Origin of the sequence: Haloferax sp. Atlit-10N (assembly GCF_003586325.1) — an archaeon.
GTDB classification, from domain to species: domain Archaea; phylum Halobacteriota; class Halobacteria; order Halobacteriales; family Haloferacaceae; genus Haloferax; species Haloferax prahovense.
The window spans coordinates 781,281-796,786 of record NZ_PSYX01000001.1; the positions used below are offsets into that span (position 1 = coordinate 781,281).

At 69.1% G+C, this 15,506-nt stretch carries 18 protein-coding genes; 10 read left to right on the plus strand and 8 right to left on the minus strand.

The features are described from left to right. Window positions 1-15 precede the first annotated feature (15 nt). A complete protein-coding gene (locus tag C5B91_RS04060; protein ID WP_115819129.1) occupies window positions 16-1,152 on the minus strand; it encodes a PGF-CTERM-anchored ABC transporter substrate-binding protein in 1,137 nt (378 codons plus the stop codon). 60 nt (window positions 1,153-1,212) lie between these two features. On the opposite strand from C5B91_RS04060, the gene btuC reads away from it, so the two are divergent. The 4 genes from btuC to C5B91_RS04080 all read left to right on the plus strand — a co-directional run bounded on the left by btuC (window position 1,213) and on the right by C5B91_RS04080 (window position 5,786). Continuing rightward, window positions 1,213-2,307 (plus strand): vitamin B12 ABC transporter permease BtuC, encoded by a 1,095-nt coding sequence (gene btuC, locus C5B91_RS04065; protein WP_008092755.1) that lies wholly within the window; start codon window positions 1,213-1,215, stop codon window positions 2,305-2,307. Further along, on the plus strand, window positions 2,304-3,761 hold the full coding sequence (locus C5B91_RS04070) for a heme ABC transporter ATP-binding protein (protein WP_115819130.1): 1,458 nt from the start codon (window positions 2,304-2,306) through the stop codon (window positions 3,759-3,761). Before btuC ends, C5B91_RS04070 begins: the two co-directional genes overlap by 4 nt. 83 nt (window positions 3,762-3,844) lie before the next feature. Next, window positions 3,845-5,014: a tubulin-like protein CetZ3 gene (gene cetZ3, locus C5B91_RS04075; RefSeq protein ID WP_008092758.1), complete on the plus strand. Its 1,170-nt coding sequence runs from the start codon at window positions 3,845-3,847 to the stop codon at window positions 5,012-5,014. A gap of 73 nt (window positions 5,015-5,087) precedes the next feature. After that, window positions 5,088-5,786, plus strand: a complete 699-nt coding sequence (locus C5B91_RS04080) for an RNA ligase partner protein (protein ID WP_008092760.1) — start codon at window positions 5,088-5,090, stop codon at window positions 5,784-5,786. Between the two features lie 8 nt (window positions 5,787-5,794). Here the strand turns inward: C5B91_RS04080 and C5B91_RS04085 are convergent, their stop codons facing one another. Together C5B91_RS04085 and C5B91_RS04090 are read right to left on the minus strand one after the other, a co-directional pair. Then, window positions 5,795-5,995 carry a hypothetical protein gene (locus C5B91_RS04085; RefSeq protein WP_008092761.1) on the minus strand — a complete coding sequence of 67 codons (201 nt, stop codon included), beginning with the start codon at window positions 5,993-5,995 and terminating at the stop codon, window positions 5,795-5,797. Next, window positions 5,995-6,342, minus strand: coding sequence for a helix-turn-helix domain-containing protein (locus C5B91_RS04090; protein WP_008092763.1), 348 nt, complete (start codon window positions 6,340-6,342; stop codon window positions 5,995-5,997). The genes C5B91_RS04085 and C5B91_RS04090 overlap by 1 nt, the downstream gene beginning before the upstream one ends. A gap of 184 nt (window positions 6,343-6,526) precedes the next feature. Between C5B91_RS04090 and C5B91_RS04095 the strand changes: the two genes are divergently transcribed. Next, complete coding sequence (locus tag C5B91_RS04095) at window positions 6,527-7,168, plus strand: helix-turn-helix domain-containing protein (protein WP_049968332.1); 642 nt, start codon at window positions 6,527-6,529, stop codon at window positions 7,166-7,168. Between the two features lie 94 nt (window positions 7,169-7,262). Continuing rightward, complete coding sequence (locus tag C5B91_RS22945; RefSeq protein WP_008092767.1) at window positions 7,263-7,397, plus strand: hypothetical protein; 135 nt, start codon at window positions 7,263-7,265, stop codon at window positions 7,395-7,397. Window positions 7,398-7,481: 84 nt separating this feature from the next. Here the strand turns inward: C5B91_RS22945 and C5B91_RS04100 are convergent, their stop codons facing one another. Then, the gene (locus C5B91_RS04100) at window positions 7,482-8,003 is read right to left on the minus strand and encodes a halocyanin domain-containing protein (RefSeq protein ID WP_049913410.1); all 522 of its coding nucleotides are present in this window, start codon (window positions 8,001-8,003) and stop codon (window positions 7,482-7,484) included. A gap of 73 nt (window positions 8,004-8,076) precedes the next feature. On the opposite strand from C5B91_RS04100, the gene C5B91_RS04105 reads away from it, so the two are divergent. From C5B91_RS04105 to C5B91_RS04115, 3 genes are all read left to right on the plus strand, one after another. Next, complete coding sequence (locus C5B91_RS04105; protein ID WP_008092771.1) at window positions 8,077-8,406, plus strand: Htur_1727 family rSAM-partnered candidate RiPP; 330 nt, start codon at window positions 8,077-8,079, stop codon at window positions 8,404-8,406. Continuing rightward, window positions 8,403-9,611 carry a TIGR04347 family pseudo-SAM/SPASM protein gene (locus C5B91_RS04110; protein WP_008092773.1) on the plus strand — a complete coding sequence of 403 codons (1,209 nt, stop codon included), beginning with the start codon at window positions 8,403-8,405 and terminating at the stop codon, window positions 9,609-9,611. The genes C5B91_RS04105 and C5B91_RS04110 overlap by 4 nt, the downstream gene beginning before the upstream one ends. A gap of 101 nt (window positions 9,612-9,712) precedes the next feature. Beyond that, window positions 9,713-9,898: a hypothetical protein gene (locus C5B91_RS04115; protein ID WP_004977475.1), complete on the plus strand. Its 186-nt coding sequence runs from the start codon at window positions 9,713-9,715 to the stop codon at window positions 9,896-9,898. A gap of 64 nt (window positions 9,899-9,962) precedes the next feature. On the opposite strand, the gene C5B91_RS04120 is transcribed toward C5B91_RS04115, so the two are convergent. Next, window positions 9,963-11,012, minus strand: coding sequence for an NAD(P)/FAD-dependent oxidoreductase (locus tag C5B91_RS04120; protein ID WP_008092776.1), 1,050 nt, complete (start codon window positions 11,010-11,012; stop codon window positions 9,963-9,965). Window positions 11,013-11,153: 141 nt separating this feature from the next. On the opposite strand from C5B91_RS04120, the gene C5B91_RS04125 reads away from it, so the two are divergent. After that, on the plus strand, window positions 11,154-11,438 hold the full coding sequence (locus tag C5B91_RS04125; protein ID WP_049968335.1) for a DUF357 domain-containing protein: 285 nt from the start codon (window positions 11,154-11,156) through the stop codon (window positions 11,436-11,438). Window positions 11,439-11,474: 36 nt separating this feature from the next. On the opposite strand, the gene cysS is transcribed toward C5B91_RS04125, so the two are convergent. From cysS to C5B91_RS04140, 3 genes are all read right to left on the minus strand, one after another. Continuing rightward, window positions 11,475-12,959 carry a cysteine--tRNA ligase gene (gene cysS / locus C5B91_RS04130; RefSeq protein WP_008092779.1) on the minus strand — a complete coding sequence of 495 codons (1,485 nt, stop codon included), beginning with the start codon at window positions 12,957-12,959 and terminating at the stop codon, window positions 11,475-11,477. Window positions 12,960-13,105: 146 nt separating this feature from the next. Further along, window positions 13,106-14,887 (minus strand): globin-coupled sensor protein, encoded by a 1,782-nt coding sequence (locus tag C5B91_RS04135; protein ID WP_115819131.1) that lies wholly within the window; start codon window positions 14,885-14,887, stop codon window positions 13,106-13,108. Between the two features lie 66 nt (window positions 14,888-14,953). After that, window positions 14,954-15,448, minus strand: coding sequence for a hypothetical protein (locus C5B91_RS04140; protein WP_008092784.1), 495 nt, complete (start codon window positions 15,446-15,448; stop codon window positions 14,954-14,956). Between the last annotated feature and the right edge of the window lie 58 nt (window positions 15,449-15,506).

Sequence of the window (15,506 nt, forward strand, 5' to 3'; positions counted from 1 at the left end):
CGCGAGTCGGTCCGGTTACCGACGACGCGCGAGCAGGACGACCGCGCCGATGGCGGCGAGGCCGGCGACGACGCCGAATCCGGGCGCGTCGCTCTCGGTGGTCGATTCCGACGACTCGGTCGTCGCGGGCGACTCGGTCGCGTCGGTTTCGGTCGCATCCGCGGCCGTGGTCGTCTCAGTTGCGTTCTCGGTGGGATCCGTTGCCGACTCGTCTTCGAGCTGCTGGTAGCGCTCGTAGGCGTCGGGGTGGACGGCTTCGAGAATCTCCTCGCTCGCCTCGACGGCTCGCGGGGCGGGCTGTTGGAGCTTGTGCGCCTCGATGACGATGACGTTGCCCTCCTGTATCGCCGTCGTGCTGTTGTACGCCGGACTGCTCGGCACCGGCGCGTGGTCGGGGACGACGATGTGCTCGGGGTTCATGTCGACGACGAGTTCCTCGTTAATCTGGGCGAAGCCGGTGAGGTTCGCCTCCGCCGCGCCGTTGCGCAGGCCGGCGGTCGTCATAATGTCGGAGATGAACGTCTCGGAGCCCGAGGTGTAGCCGAAAAAGGAGTTGAGACCGACGGGACGCTCCGCGTCGTCGAGGGCCTGTTGCATGTGCTCCATCGACTCGCGCATCTCGCCCGCGCGCTCGACGCCGGCCTCGCAGTTCCCGGTCATGCGGCCGACGCGCTCGGTCTTGTTGGCGACGGCGTCGAGCGACTTCCCGGACTCGAAGACGACGACCGAGATGTCCGCCGAGCGAAGCTGTCCGACGCGGTCGGGCTCGGCGTTGTACGAGGAGTTCGGGACGAGCACGAGGTCGGGTTCGAGGCCGATGACGGCCTCGACGTTGAGGCCGCCGGAGCCGGAGACGTTCCCCTTCTCCGATGCGCCGTCGAGGTACATGGCGTACTGCGAGACGCCGACGACCTCGTCGCGCGCGCCGAGTTCCCACATGGTCTGGGCGGCGCTCGGGTTGGTCGTGACGACCCGGTCGGGGTCGTCGGTGATGGTGACTTCGGTTCCCGTGGCGTCGGTGACTGTCATCGGGAACGTACACTGCGCGGTCTGCTGCTGTGCGGTCTGGTCTACCGCGGCCGCGGCCGGTGCCGGAACCCCGGCGAACACGGTCGCGAGCGCCAGTAGGGCGACGACGAGTTGTCGGTTCACGGTAGTGGCCTCAGCGACTGTTCAATAAATATTTACCTACTGAAAGCGCGGTTGTGTTCAATGAGCGTTCGCACGCGGGCGACCACGTGGTCGCTCGGCCTCTCCGGGCTCTTGCTTCTCGTCGTCGTCGTGAGCGCCGGCATCGGGGCCGTGACCATCCCGCCCCGGACCGTCGCCGCCATCCTCGCCGACGCGGTTCCCATCCCGGTCGGCGTCTCCCTCGGCGGCGCGACGGTCCTCCCCCTCGTCGGGTCGGTTCCGACGCCGACGCTGGAGTTCGTCTCGCCGTTCGCGTTCTCCGTGCCGAGGCCCGCCCGCATCATCGTCCTCTCGGTCCGCCTGCCGCGCATCCTCCTCGCGGCCCTCGTCGGCTTCGCGCTCGCCACCGCGGGAACCGTGATGCAGGGCTTCTTCCGCAATCCGATGGCCGACCCCTCCATCGTCGGCGTCTCCTCGGGGGCCGCCGTCGGCGCGGTCGCGACCATCGTGCTTTCGCTTTCGATTCCGTTCGGTCTCGAGGGCGCGGCCTTCGTCAGCGCCGTCGTCACCGCCTTCGTCGTCTACCTCCTCGCCAGCGAGAACGGTCGGACGCCCGTGGCGACCCTGCTTCTCGCGGGCGTCGCCATCCAGACGTTCCTCGGCGCGGTCATCTCGTTTCTCCTCCTCCAGAGCGGCGAGAGCCTCCGGCAGGTCGTCTTCTGGCTCATGGGCCATCTCGCGGGCGCGACGTGGAGCGAGGTCGGCATGCTGGCGCTCGTCCTGCCGCTTCCGTTCGTCGTCTTGTTGGTCCACGCCCGCGACCTGAACGTCCTGCTGCTCGGCGAGGAGGACGCCCACGCCCTCGGCATCGAGGTCGAGCGGACGAAACAACTGCTCCTCGCCACCGCGAGCGTCGTCACCGCCGCGGCCGTCTCGGTCTCCGGCGTCATCGGCTTCGTCGGCCTCGTCGTCCCCCACATGCTCCGACTCCTCGTCGGGCCCGACCACCGGGTGTTGCTCCCGGCGTCGGCGCTGGCGGGCGCGTCGTTCCTCGTCGCCACCGACACCGTCGCCCGCTCCGGCGGCGCGGAGATACCGGTCGGCGTCGTCACCGCCGCCGTGGGCGCGCCGTTCTTCCTCTACCTGCTCCGCACGCGGGAGGTGCGCTCGCCGTGAGCGACTTCGACCGCTCCAGCGGCACCGACCTCGGTGCCGACGCGGACTCCGCCGACTCCGACCCCTTCGGCGACGCCGACCCGGCGATTCGACTCGACGACGTGTCGCTCTCGCTCGGCGGACACTCGATTCTCGACGCCGTCTCCGTCGACGTGGGCGAGGGCACCTTCGTGGGCCTCATCGGTCCGAACGGCGCGGGGAAGACGACCCTGCTCCGGACGCTCAACGGCGCGCTCGCGCCCGACGAGGGGTCGGTCCGCGTCGTCGGCGAGGACGTGCACGCCCTATCGTCGAAGGCGGCGAGTCGGCTCGTGGCGACGGTCCCCCAGACCACGAGCGTCACCTTCGACTTCCCCGTCCGCGACGTCGTCGAGATGGGTCGGACCCCGCACCGCGGGCGGTTCGACGGCTGGCGCGAGCGCGACACCGCCGCTGTCGACGACGCTATGCGCCGGACCGCCGTTGAGTCGCTTGCCGACCGCCCGGTGACGGAGGTCAGCGGCGGCGAGCGCCAGCGCGTCCTCATCGCCCGCGCGCTGGCACAGGAGACGCCCGTCTTGCTCCTCGACGAACCCACCGCCAGCCTCGACATCAACCACCAGGTCCGCACGCTCGAACTCGTCTCCGACCTCGTCGCGGACGGGACGACCGCGGTCGCGGCCATCCACGACCTCAACCTCGCGGCCCACTACTGCGACGCGCTCGTCCTCCTCTCGGGCGGGCGCATCCTCTCGGCGGGCGACCCCGCGGCGGTGCTCTCCGAGGAGCACTTACGCGAGGCCTTCGACGCCGAGGCGGTCGTCTCCCGCCACCCCGTCACCGGTTCGGTGTACGTGACCGCCCTCCCGCCGTCGTCGGACGACGCCAACGGTCGGGTTCACGTCGTCGGCGGGGGCGGCACCGGCGCGCGGGCGCTCCACCTGCTCTCGGCGGCCGGCTACGCCCTCTCCGCCGGCGCGCTCAACGAGGGCGACACCGACGCCGAGGCGGCCCGCCGAGTCGGCGCGGACCTCGTGACCGTGCCGCCGTACTCGCCCGTGGACGACGCCGCGCGGGCCGCGGTCGAGTCGCGGGTCGAAGCCGCCGACGTGACCGTCGTCGCCGACGTGGAGGTCGGAGACGGCAACCTCGCCAACCTCGACGCGGCCGCCGAGGCCGACCGCCTCGTCCTCGTCGAGGAACGCCCCTTCTCGGAGCGAAACTACGCCGGCGACGACGGTTTCGCGGTCTACGAGCGCCTCCGGGAGCGCGGCACCATCGTCGAACCCGGTGACTTGCTCTCGGTCGTCGGCGAACTCGCCTGCGACTCGTTCCGCGAGCGTGACGCCGGCGGGGACGGCACCGGCGACGGCGAAACCGGTCCGGGCGACGCCGACGCCGGCGCGAACGACGCAGAATCGACCCACGACGACGCCGTTGGCGACGACACGGCGGCCGACCTGTTCTCCGATTAAGCTGTCGTTGCACAGCGCTACGCACAGCATATTCAAGGCCTGAGCGCGCGTCTAGTGGTTCGTTTTCTGAGAGGAACACGGACATGAAACTCGCACTCATCGGTATCGGACAGGCTGGCGGCAAGGTCGTCGACGTCCTCGTCGACTACGAGCGACGGACGAAGACGGGGTTCGTCGTCGACGCTATCGCGGTCAACTCGGCTCGCGCGGACCTCCGGGGGCTCCGAAACGTCCCCGAATCGCGGCAGGTGCTCGTCGGTCTGACGCGCGTCAAGGGCCACGGCGTCGGCGCGGACAACGAACTCGGCGCGGAGGTGACCGCGGAGGACGTGGGCGACGTGCTCTCGATGGTCGACGACCTCCCGGTCCACGAGATAGACGCGTTTCTCGTCGTCGCTGGGCTCGGCGGCGGCACCGGCTCCGGCGGCGCGCCCGTCATCGCGCGCGAACTGAAGCACATCTACACCGAGCCCGTCTACGGCCTCGGTATCCTCCCCGCGCGGGACGAAGGCGGCATCTACACGCTCAACGCCGCGCGGTCGCTCCAGACGTTCGTCCGCGAGGTGGACAACCTCATCGTCTTCGACAACGACGCCTGGCGGAAGACCGGCGAGTCGCTCGAAGCCGGCTACGGCAGCCTCAACGCGGAGCTCGCCCGCCGCCTCGGCGTGCTGTTCAGCGCCGGCGAGGGCGACGGCTCCGGGGCAGTTGCGGAGTCCGTCGTGGACGCCTCCGAGATAATCAACACGCTCGGGAGCGGCGGCGTCTCGACTATCGGCTACGCCGCCGTCGAACTCGACCGCCCCAAGCGCGGCCTGCTCTCCCGGCTCTCCGGCGGGAACGCCGTCGCCGAGGACGGCGGCGACTCGACGAACCGCATCACCAGTCTCGTGCGTCGCGCCGCCCTCGGCCGGCTCACGATGCCCTGCGAGATTGCCGGCGCGGAGCGCGGCCTCGTCGTCGTCGCCGGCCCGTCGGACGTGCTCTCGCGCCGCGGCATCGAGCGCGCGCGGACGTGGCTCGAAGACGAGACCGGGACGATGGAGATTCGCGGCGGCGACTACCCCGTCGACTCGGACTTCGTCGCGGCGGTCGTGCTCCTGTCGGGCGTCTACGACGTGCCGCGGGTGAAGGAGCTGCAGGCGGTCGCCATCGAGACCCAACGCGACATGCTCGCCAAGCGCGAGTCCAGCGCGGCGTCGCTCGACGACCTCGTCTCGACCGGCGACGACCGCATCGAACCGCTGTTCTGACCGTCTCTCCGGCGGTTCCTCTCACTTTCATCACGGGGAAGGGTCATAGTGCCGCGGTACCAATTGGCGACCGATGGCCGAGTACCCGCTGAAACAACGGTTCGTGCTCGACACCTCGCTGTTTCTCTCCGAGGAGATTCGAGACGACGACGAGACGTTCGAGGAGGGAATCGAACGGCTCCTCGACACCATCGCCGCCGCGCGACTGGACCTGAACATCTCGTGTTACATGCCGCCGTCCATCGCCGCGGAGTTGGAACACATCCTGCGCGAGCGCGGCGTCTCGGAGGACGTACTCGGCAAACTCGACACGTGGGTCATCAAGAAACACCCCGACCGCTACGAGGTGTACATCCCCGCGGAGGTCGTCTACCGCTTCATCGACGAGATGTCCGACCGAGTCAACCGCGGCCTCCGCGTCTCGGAGAAGGCCGTCCGCAAGGCCGAGGAGTCGAAACAGCGGTCCAACGGCGGGTCGAAGCTCTCCGACGTGGATAAGGTCATCTCCGACCTCCGCGAGGACTACCGCGGCGCGCTCAGACAGGGCGTCCTCGACTCCCGCGAGGACTTCGACCTCCTCATCCTCGCCCGTGAACTGAACGCCGGCGTCGTCACGGAGGACACCGGCATCATCAGTTGGGCCGCCGACTTCGGCCTCCGAAACCTCCGCGGGCGGGCGTTTCCGACCCTCTTAGAAGAGTACCTCATGGCGCTCGACAGCCCGCGCCCGTGGAGCAAGGGCGACGACGGCGTCGACGCCGACCGACTGTAACGCCGCGCTTACTCCATCGATTCGAGGTCGACGAAGCTCCCCTCGAACGCCGATAGCCACCGGGTCAGTTGCGCTTCGGGCGTCGCGTCGGCCGGGTAAATCGTGCACTCCTCGCGCCCGTCGGGATGGGTAGTCATCCGAGATGCGAGCCGCGGGCGCACGGGGTGTTCGCGCCCCGAGTCCGGCGGGTGTGCCGGTTCCGACCCCATCAGCGGTCCCCGCCGAGGGCGACTTCCAGCCCCCGTTCGTCGTCCAGCGAGACCGTGACCGACTCGACGCTCGACCGGTACTGGTGGGTGTGGGTCCCGTTCGCCCGCAGTTGGAGCGTCTCTTCGAGTAACGCCGCCTCCGAGAGCTGTTCGACCTTCCGGTAGGTCGTCGACAACGGTACGTCGCACACCTCGGAGAGGTCCTGTGCGGTCATCGGCTCGGTCGCGCCCTGCAGGGTCGTGAGAATCTGCCGGCACGCGCGGTCCGAGAGCGCTTCCAGCACCTGTTCCGCCTCCAGTTCGGCGGGCTTCGGTCCGGTCGGCTTGCGTCTGAGGCCGGTCTGCATGCTCACCCGTAGCTTCGGCCGCGTCGTCCGTCGAAGGGCACCCAGAATATACAGGGCGCTTTATACACCCCGTGACCCGCCGTGGTCCGCGCGACGGCAGTCGCCGGGTGGAAACGAACCACGATATAAAGGCCCGGTGTATCGGGGGTGTTTATATCAGGGGCTGGAGAGACTGCATACTCTTATGACGAGCGCAGCGGGCATCAGAGCGGAGTTGAAAGTGACGGGGCCGGACGGCTGTCCGGTCGCGACCGTCTCCGAGGGCGACACCTCGGGCTACGCGCTCTCGCGGAGCATGGCTCCCAACGAGCGCGGGTCGGTCGTCGAGGAGTTCGTCTTCGACGACGACGCCGAGGTCCCGGAGGAGATGGAGGAGTTGTTCGCGTACGGCGACGGGAGCGTCTACCGGTTCGACCGCGAGGGCGGCATCGGCTGTCCCTGCGAGCGCGTCGAGGCGTTCGACTGCCCGGTCGTGGACGTTCAGACGCGCGACGGCGCGCTGTTTTTGACCTTCCACGCGCCCGACGTTGAGACGCTCCGCGACGTGGTCGCCTCCCTTCGGGAATCGTCGGGCTCCGTGGACGTGCGCCGACTGCTCCAGTCGTCGTCCGACGAGTCGCGGGACCTCGTGTTGGTCGAGCGCGGCCAGCTCACCGACCGCCAGCGCGAGGTGCTGGAGACGGCCCACGAGATGGGCTACTTCGACCACCCGCGGCGCGCCAACAAGGGCGAGGTCGCAACCGAACTCGGCATCACGACCTCGACGTTCTCCGAGCACCTCGCCATGGCGCAAAAGAAGCTCATGGGTGCCATTCTTCAGGGGTGACGAGATGAGACGCACCGACGGGGTATCAGCCCCCCGCGAATGCAGGGTGCGCCCCCTCGGACCTCCACGGCGTACCACTAGTCGGTGAGCAACGATGCGCGAGTTCGACGTGACCTGTCCCGAGTGCGGCGAGCGCTATCGGGTCAACGAGCCGATGATGCGGACGCTCCGGGAGACCGGCTGCGTCCTCTGTACCGCGCCGCTGAACGACGTCCTACGGTCCGCATGACGCCGACACCGGCCGGCCTGCCCGCGGACTGAGGGGGCTGGGGAGTTCACTCGCCCGCAACGACGCGAAGACGACGACGTGCGCTTACTCGACGACGACGACGCCGACCATGCCGAGCGTCTCGTGAGGGACGCAGACGTACTTGTACTCGCCGGACTCCTCGAACGTGTACTCGAAGGTGTGGCCCTCGGAGACGGTGAGGTCCGACTCGAACAGCCCGTCTTCGCGGTTGACGACGTTGTGGGTGCCGCCGTTTCCGGTCCACTCCCAGACGACCGTCGTTCCCGGCGAAACCTCCACCGCGGCGGGAGCGAACGCGTAGCCGCCGCCGTTGCCGGCCGCACCGACCGCGACCGTGACGGTGTCCTGTCCCGTCAGGTCGTGGACGCCGTCGTAGTTCCCCGTCCGGTCGAACCAGCCGCCGAAGTCCCGCATCTCGCGGTCGGCGGTGTCCTCCCCGCCGGACGAATCGCCGCCGGAACCGCCCCCGTCGTCCGCGCCGCCGGAGCCGTCGCCGGACGAACTCGAACAGCCCGCCAACAGCGCGATACCTGTCGAAGCCGCCGTTGCGCGGAGAACCGACCGCCGGGTGAACCGTTGCGTCATTAGCTGGCCGTAGTGAGTGGCCGAACAAGTCTAAAGCTTCGATTCCCACGCGCTGAAAACGGGCGAAACGAGCGTGGCCGCCCCGCCCGAAGGCGACGACATGGACGACGACGACCCGAGGCGACGACCGCGAATCGACGGCAGCCGCCAGTGGGAAGTGTTCTACCGCGACGCGTCGGCCGAGCCGATGCGCCACGTCGGCAGCGTGAGCGCACCCGCCGAGGACCTCGCGACCGAGCAGGCGCGGACGCTGTTCGGCGACGGCGACGCGGACCTCTGGCTCGCGCCGGCCGACGAGTTCCTCCGACTCGGCGGGAACGACCTCGCCGCGAACGGCGACGCGGCGGACGGCGAGACGGCGGGGGCCGCCCGCGGTGCCGAAAACGGGGTGTCGGTCGAGTGATTTCCATCAGCAAGCTCCTGTGCGGGCAGGGCGCCGAGGGCGACGGCCTCCGCTACGACGACCCCGACGCCGACATCGACCAGATACGCGAGGAGAAACAGAAACGTCCGGTCGTGGTCTGGAACACGACGCGGCGCTGTAACCTCTACTGCGAACACTGTTACGCCGGGGCCGACCTCGACCCCGCGCAGGGCGAACTCTCGACCGCAGAGGCGAAGGGGCTCATCGACGACCTCGCGGCCTACGACGTGCCCGTCCTGCTGTTTTCGGGCGGCGAACCGCTCGTCCGAGAAGACCTCGTCGAACTCGTCGACTACGCCACCGACGCCGGCATCCGGGCGGTGCTTTCGACCAACGGGACGCTCATCACCGAGGAGAAGGCCCGAGCGCTCCGCGACGCGGGGCTCTCCTACGCCGGCGTCTCCGTCGACGGGTTGGAAGAGCGCAACGACCGCTTCCGCGGGAAAGAGGGCGCGTTCGACGCCGCCGTCCGCGGCATCGAGAACTGTCTGTCGGTGGGGCTCAAGACCGGCCTCCGGTACACCATCACCGAGCACAACGCCGCCGACATGGAGGACGTGGTCGACCTGCTGTACGACGTCGGCGTCGACCGCTTCTGTTTCTACCACCTCGACTACGGCGGCCGCGGCGGCGACATCGCCGACGCCGACCTCGACGACGAGGCCCAGCGCCGCGCCGTCCGCCGACTGTTCGACATGACCCGCGAGTACCACGCCGAGGGCGAGGAGATAGAGACGCTGCTGGTCGGCAACTACGCCGACTCCGCCTACGTGGTCGAGTACGCCCGCGACGAACTCGACGCCGACCACGCCGAGCGGATTCACCGGTACCTTCGCGTCAACGGCGGCGACCCGACCGGCGAGCGCGTCGCCGACGTGGACTACCGCGGCGACGTCCACCTCACGCAGTTCTGGCAGGGCTACAGCCTCGGCAACGTCCGGGACCGCCCGTTCGGAGACATCTGGGACGACGAGTCGAACCCGCTTCTCGCCAAGCTCCGCGAGCGCGAACGGCATCTCACCGGCAAGTGCGCGACCTGCCAGTATCAGGACGTGTGCCGCGGCTCCTCGCGGCTTCGGTCGCTCGCGGCGACGGGCGAACTGTTCGGCCCCGACCCGCAGTGTTACCTGACGCCCGAAGAGCGCGGCGCGGGGGCCGACGCGAGTCCGGGCGCGGCCGACTGACGACTGCGGGCGGGCCGCGTCCGTCGGACCACAACCGCGTCCCGTTTCACCCGCTGGGAACGCTCCGCACGCTTATTTTTCGGCGAGTCCAACCCCGGGGTATGGAAACCAAACGAGGGGTCCCGAACATCCTCGGGAACGGTCTCGTCGGCGTCGGGCTCGTCCTCTTCGCCGTGGCGGTCGCGGGCGCGGTCGGCGTCGTGGACGTGCGCTTCTCGCCGGGGGTCTACCTCATCTTCGTGGCGATTAGCTTCATCCTCGCGTGGCTGTTGCGGTCGCTGACGTAGGGAACCGAAGAGAAATCGAGTGAGATAAAACCCGAACGCCGAGCGTTGAGGTCGCTCGCTCGCCTTACTCGGCCGCGCCCGCGGCCGCCCGCTTTTCCTCGCGTTCGAGTTCTTCGAGGTAGTCGTCGGCGTCGAGGGCGGCCTTCACGCCCATGCCGCCGGCGGTCGCGGCCTGCTGGTAGTGGTAGTCGACCACGTCGCCCGCGGCGAAGATGCCGGGCACGTCGGTCGCGGTCTGGCCGCCGCCGGAACCGCCCTTGGCGACGATGTAGCCGTCGTCGTCGCGCTGGACGCCCGTCCCCTCGAGGTAGTCGGCGTTCGGCGTGTGGCCGATGGCGTAGAACACCGCGCCCACGTCGAAGTCGAACTCCTCGGTCTCGGGGTCGTCGAGCTTGTCGCTCGGGTGCCCCTCGGGGTTGCGGACGAGCGTCACGTGGTCGACGCCCTCCTCGGGCGAGCCGTGAAGCTCTGTCGCCTCGGTGTTGAGCATGAGTTCGATTTCGCCCTCGTCGACCTTCTCCATCAGGCGGTCGACCCAGTAGTCCTCGGCGCGGAACTCCTCGCGGCGGTGGACGAGGTAGACCGTCGAGGCGAACTTCGTGAGGAAGTTGGCCTCCTCGACGGCGGCGTCGCCTCCGCCGATGACCATGATTTTCTCGCCGCGGAAGAACGCGCCGTCGCAGGTCGCACACGTCGAGAGCCCGTAGCCCATCAGGTTCTCCTCGCCGGGGATGCCGAGGGTGCGGGCCGACGCGCCCGACGCCGCGATGATGGCGTCTGCGGTGTACACGTCGCCGTTCTTGAGCGTGACCGTGAACGGGCGCTCGGAGGCGTCCACGTCCTCGATGATGCCGTGGCGAATCTCCGTGCCGAAGCGCTCGGCCTGCTCTTTCATGTTGTTGATGAGTTCCGGCCCGGAGATGCCCTCGGGGAAGCCGGGGTAGTTGTCCACCTCGGTCGTGAGCGTGAGCTGTCCGCCCGGCTCGTCGCCCTCCAGCACCAGCGGCTCGTTGTTGGAGCGGGCCGCGTAGATAGCCGACGAGAGCCCGGAGATGCCCGAGCCGGCGACGATGAGTTTCCTGTGTTCCACGAACGAATCGGCGTCCTCTGTCATAGCCGATAGTTCGCTACACCGGTGTCTTAAGGTTTCGCTGTATTGCGAGGAGCGCTACAACACCGGCACGATAACGCATGCCACGGGCTCCGAAGCGCGCGGAGCGAAAGACCGGTATCCGTCGCCGACGCATCACTCCGCATGGCCGCCGACCTACAGGAGAAGACGAACCGCTACGAGGGGATGCTCGCCGACGCGCTCGACGAGGCGGTGCAGGCCGTCCCCGACGAGACGCACCTCGGCGACGCAGCCGCCGACTGCCTGGAGATGGCCGAATCCTACCTCGACGACGGCCGGCACTTCAAGGCCGCCGACGACTGGGTGAACGCGCTGGCGTCGTTCTCGTACGGCTACGGCTGGCTCGACGCGGGCGTCAGGATGGGGCTGTTCGACATCCCGGACGACTCGCACCTGTTTACGATGTGAGCGTCGAGGGGGCGGTCCGGACCGTCGCCACTCGGGTTACTCGAAGCGGAACGTCGCGCCGTCGGGACCGTCTTCGACCTCGACGCCGAGCGCCGTCAGGTCGTCGCGCAGGTCGTCGGCGCGCTCGTAGTTGCCCGCCTCGCGCTCGGCCTCGCGCACGTCCAAGACGAGCTGCACGAGGTCTTCCGCGACCGACACGTCACCGCCCTCGCCCGCACCGCCGAACGAGAGCCCGAACACCTCGCCGCCGAGGTCCTCGAACGCCTCGATTGCCCGCCGGAGCGCGCGGTAGTCGTACTCGTCGGCGTCGGCGACGTGGCGGTTGACCGCGCCGGCGAGGCCGAGCAGTTCGGCCATCGCCTCGCGGACGTTGAAATCGTCGTTCATCGCCGCGCGGAAGCGCTCGCGGGTCTCGGTCACCGTCTCGCGGAGCTCCGTCGCCTCGACTTTCGTCCGGGCGTCGGGGCTGTCGACCGCGTCGACGGCGGCCTCGTAGGCCCGTTCGAGGCGCTCCCAGCGCTCTTCGGCCTCGGCGATGGTCTCCTCGGAGTACGTCTGTTCGGAGCCGTAGGCAGTCGAGAGGTAGAACGTCCGAATCACGTCCGCGCCGAACTCGGCGAGGGCGTCGCCGACGGTGAAGAAGTTGCCGAGGCTCGAACTCATCTTGTCGCCCTCGGTCTGGAGCAGGCCGACGTGGAGCCAGTAGCGGGCGAACTGCTGACCGGTCGCCGCCTCCGACTGGGCGATTTCGTTCTCGTGGTGCGGGAACACGAGGTCGCGGCCGCCGACGTGAATATCGAGGGTGTCGCCGAGGTGCGTCATCGACATCGCCGAGCACTCGATGTGCCAGCCGGGTCGGCCCTCGCCCCACGGCGACTCCCACGTCTCGCCGCACGGCTCGTGAAGCGGTTCGAGGTCCGGGTTCCGGTGTTCGGCGGCCGTCTTGGGGTCGACCGCGCCGGCCTTCCAGAGCGCGAAGTCGGTCGGGTTGCGCTTTTCGGAGCGCTCGTCTTTCGTCGCCCGCGACTCCAGTTCCTCGAGTTTCTGGTTGGAGAGCTTCCCGTAGTCGTCGAACGTGGACACGTCGAAGTAGACGGAGCCGTTTGACTCGTAGGCGTGGCCGCGGTCGACGAGCGTCCGAATGAGGTCGATAATCTCGGGGATGTGCTCGGAGACGCGCGGGTACACCTCGGCGCGCTTTAGGTTGAGCCCGCGCATGTCGCGAATCACGTCGCCGACGAAGTGCTCGGCGACGCTCGCCTCGTCGTCGCCGAGGTCGTCCTCGCCGATGCGGGCGGCTATCTTCTCGTTCACGTCGGTGAAGTTCTCGACGTGGCGCACGTCGTAGCCCTCGTAGGCCAGCCAGCGGTGCATCAGGTCGGCGTGCATCCACAGGCGGGCGTGGCCGAGGTGGGCGTCGTCCGAGACCGTCAGTCCGCAGACGTAGAGCAACACTTCGTCGCCGTGCGACTCGAACTCCTCGCGCTCTCCCGTCAGGGTGTTGGTCACGGACAGGGTCATCACACTCGGCTACTTCCGGGACCACTTTCAACCCGTCGGAAGCGCGGTCGGTCTCTCGACGCCAATCGCCTCGTCCTCGCAGTCGTCACCCCGTAGCCGTCACCCCGTAGCCGTTACCCTCGCGGCCGTCATCCCCGTCGTCGCCGCTACTTCGTCCACTCCGGGCGGTCGGCCTCGCCGCGGCGAATCTTCGCCAGCGTCTCCTCCGAGAGCAGTCGCTTGACGAACGCCGGAATCCGGTCCGTCGGGTCGTCGTCGGTCGCATCGCCGTCGGTCGTGGCCGAACCCGCTTTGCCGACTCGGTCGCCGGTCGCGTTCGTCGGTGCCGTGTCTCTCGTGACCGCGCGGTCGGCGTTCGTCGCCGACGCGAGCGCGTAGTGGCCGCCTCTGGTCGCGACGCCGCCGTCGGTCGTCGTCTCCGCGCGCCGGCGGAACGATTCGAGGTCGGCCTCGCGGTCCAGACTGTCGACGGCCGTGTCGAGGTCGGCGGCCTGTTCGGCCTGCTCGGAGACGCTCTCGGAGATGCGGTCTATCTCCGCGGTCACCTCGTCGACCTGCGTCGCCGCGTCGTCGACGAAGGTGGCGATGTCGGAGGTGAGCGTCGCCTGCTCGTCGGTCGCCCGCGCGACCTCGTCGATGCCGTCGGTCACGTCGGCGACCGAGTCGGTTATCTCGTCGAGGCTCTCGACGGTCGATTCGACCCGCTCGATGCCGTGGTCGATGTTCTCGTCGGCCGACGACAGCGCCTCGGCGGTGTCCTCGATGTGGTCGGTCACGTCCTCTATCATCTGGCCGATGCGCTCGGCCTGCGACTTCGACTCGTTGGCGAGCGACTTCACCTCGTCCGCGACGACGGCGAAGCCGGAACCGGCCTCGCCGGCGCGGGCGGCCTCGATGGAGGCGTTGAGCGCGAGCAGGTTCGTCCGGTCTGCCACCTCGTCGATAACCTCGACGATGTCCTGAATCTCGTCGATGGCGGCCACGAGCGCCTCGACGTTCACGGTGATCTCGTCGCGGTCGTCGCCGACCTGTCGCATCGCGTCGATGGCCTCGCCGGCCTCGGCTCGGCCCTCCTCGGCCCGCGTGGTTGCCTCGTCGCTCCGGGAGGACACGTCGTCGGCGGTGGCGGCGACCTCCTGGACGGTCGCGCTGAGGTTCGATAGCTCGGCGGCGATTTCCTCGGTCATGTCGGCCTGTCGGGCCGCCAGTCCCTCGATTTCCGCGATGCTCTCGCTCGTGCCGGCGGTCTCCTCGTGGAGTTGGGACGCAACCGACTCCAGATTCCCGCGGCTCTCCCTGGCTCGGCGGACCTCCTCGCGGACGTCAAGCGAGTACGAGTAGAGGTAGGTGGCGTTGACGACCTGCCGGTCGAGATTGAGCCCGCGGACGACGGCCATCATGTCGGCGAACGCCTCCTCGACGGCGTGTTCGACGCGGTCGGCGTCGTCGCCGGACAGCGACTCGGTGGCGTCGGCGACGGCGCGCTCGCGGAGTTCGTCCGCGAAGATGCCGGTGACGTTGGCGAACATCCCGCCGAAGTAGTGCAGCGGCATGTCGAGTTTGTCGTGGAGCAGGCCGATTCGCGTGCGCGCCGCGTAGTGGTTCTGGTCGTAGTTCCCGTCGGTGAACGAGCGGTAGTAGCCGGAGACGACCGCGCGGAGGCCGTCGAGGTCGGTCTTCGAGCGGTCGATGACGTCCGTCGTCCGCTCGTTCGTGAGAATCGGCTCGACGAAGCCGTCGACGAGCGCCTCGTCGCGGGCCTCGACGACGCCCCGGAGGTCGGCGAGGCGCGCGGCGTCCTCGTCGTCGAAGCCGACGAACGACTGCCGCCAGCCCAACTCGTCGGCGTCGAGGTCGAGTTCGTCGAGGAGTTCCGTGGATGAAAGCGAGATGTTGCCGTCGTCGTCGCGGGGGCTGGGCGAAACCATTGACGAACTCACCGGCTCCGAGGTAATAAGCGCCGGCCGCCGTCTATCACGGTTGATATCCGGGAATCAGACGTATAAATCGCTGACGGCCGCTTCGACGACGCGGAGGGCGGCGGCCCCCTGTCGGCGCGGAACGACCACGGCGAGCGTGTCGCCCGCGACGCCCGCGGCGTCGACGACGACGGACTCGGCGTCGAGTCGGGAGAGGACGGCGGCGAGGACGGTCGGGTCGACCTCGCCCTCAGCGATGATAGCCGTGAGCGGGCCGCCGCCCGCGAGGTCGACGCCAGCGACCGAGAGCACGGGTTCGCCATCGGTCTCCTCGACGTCCTCGCCCACGAGGCCGACGCCGCTTCGCATCGTCACGGCGGCGTCTCGGGGGTCGGCTTCGAGCGGCGGGAGGTCGGCGGCGAACCGGCGGAGCGCGGCCGCGACCGCCTCGTCGTCGCCGAGGTCGAGTTCGGCCGCGGCGGCGGCGTAGTTGACGACGCCCGCGCGGAGCGCGGCGAGGAGGTACGGTCGTTCGCGGACTGCGTCGCGCGCGTCGGCGGCGAGAGACATGTCTGCCGGGTCGTCGGGCGCGCGCAAAAAAGCGCCGCTCGCCGGGCGCTGCCGCGGT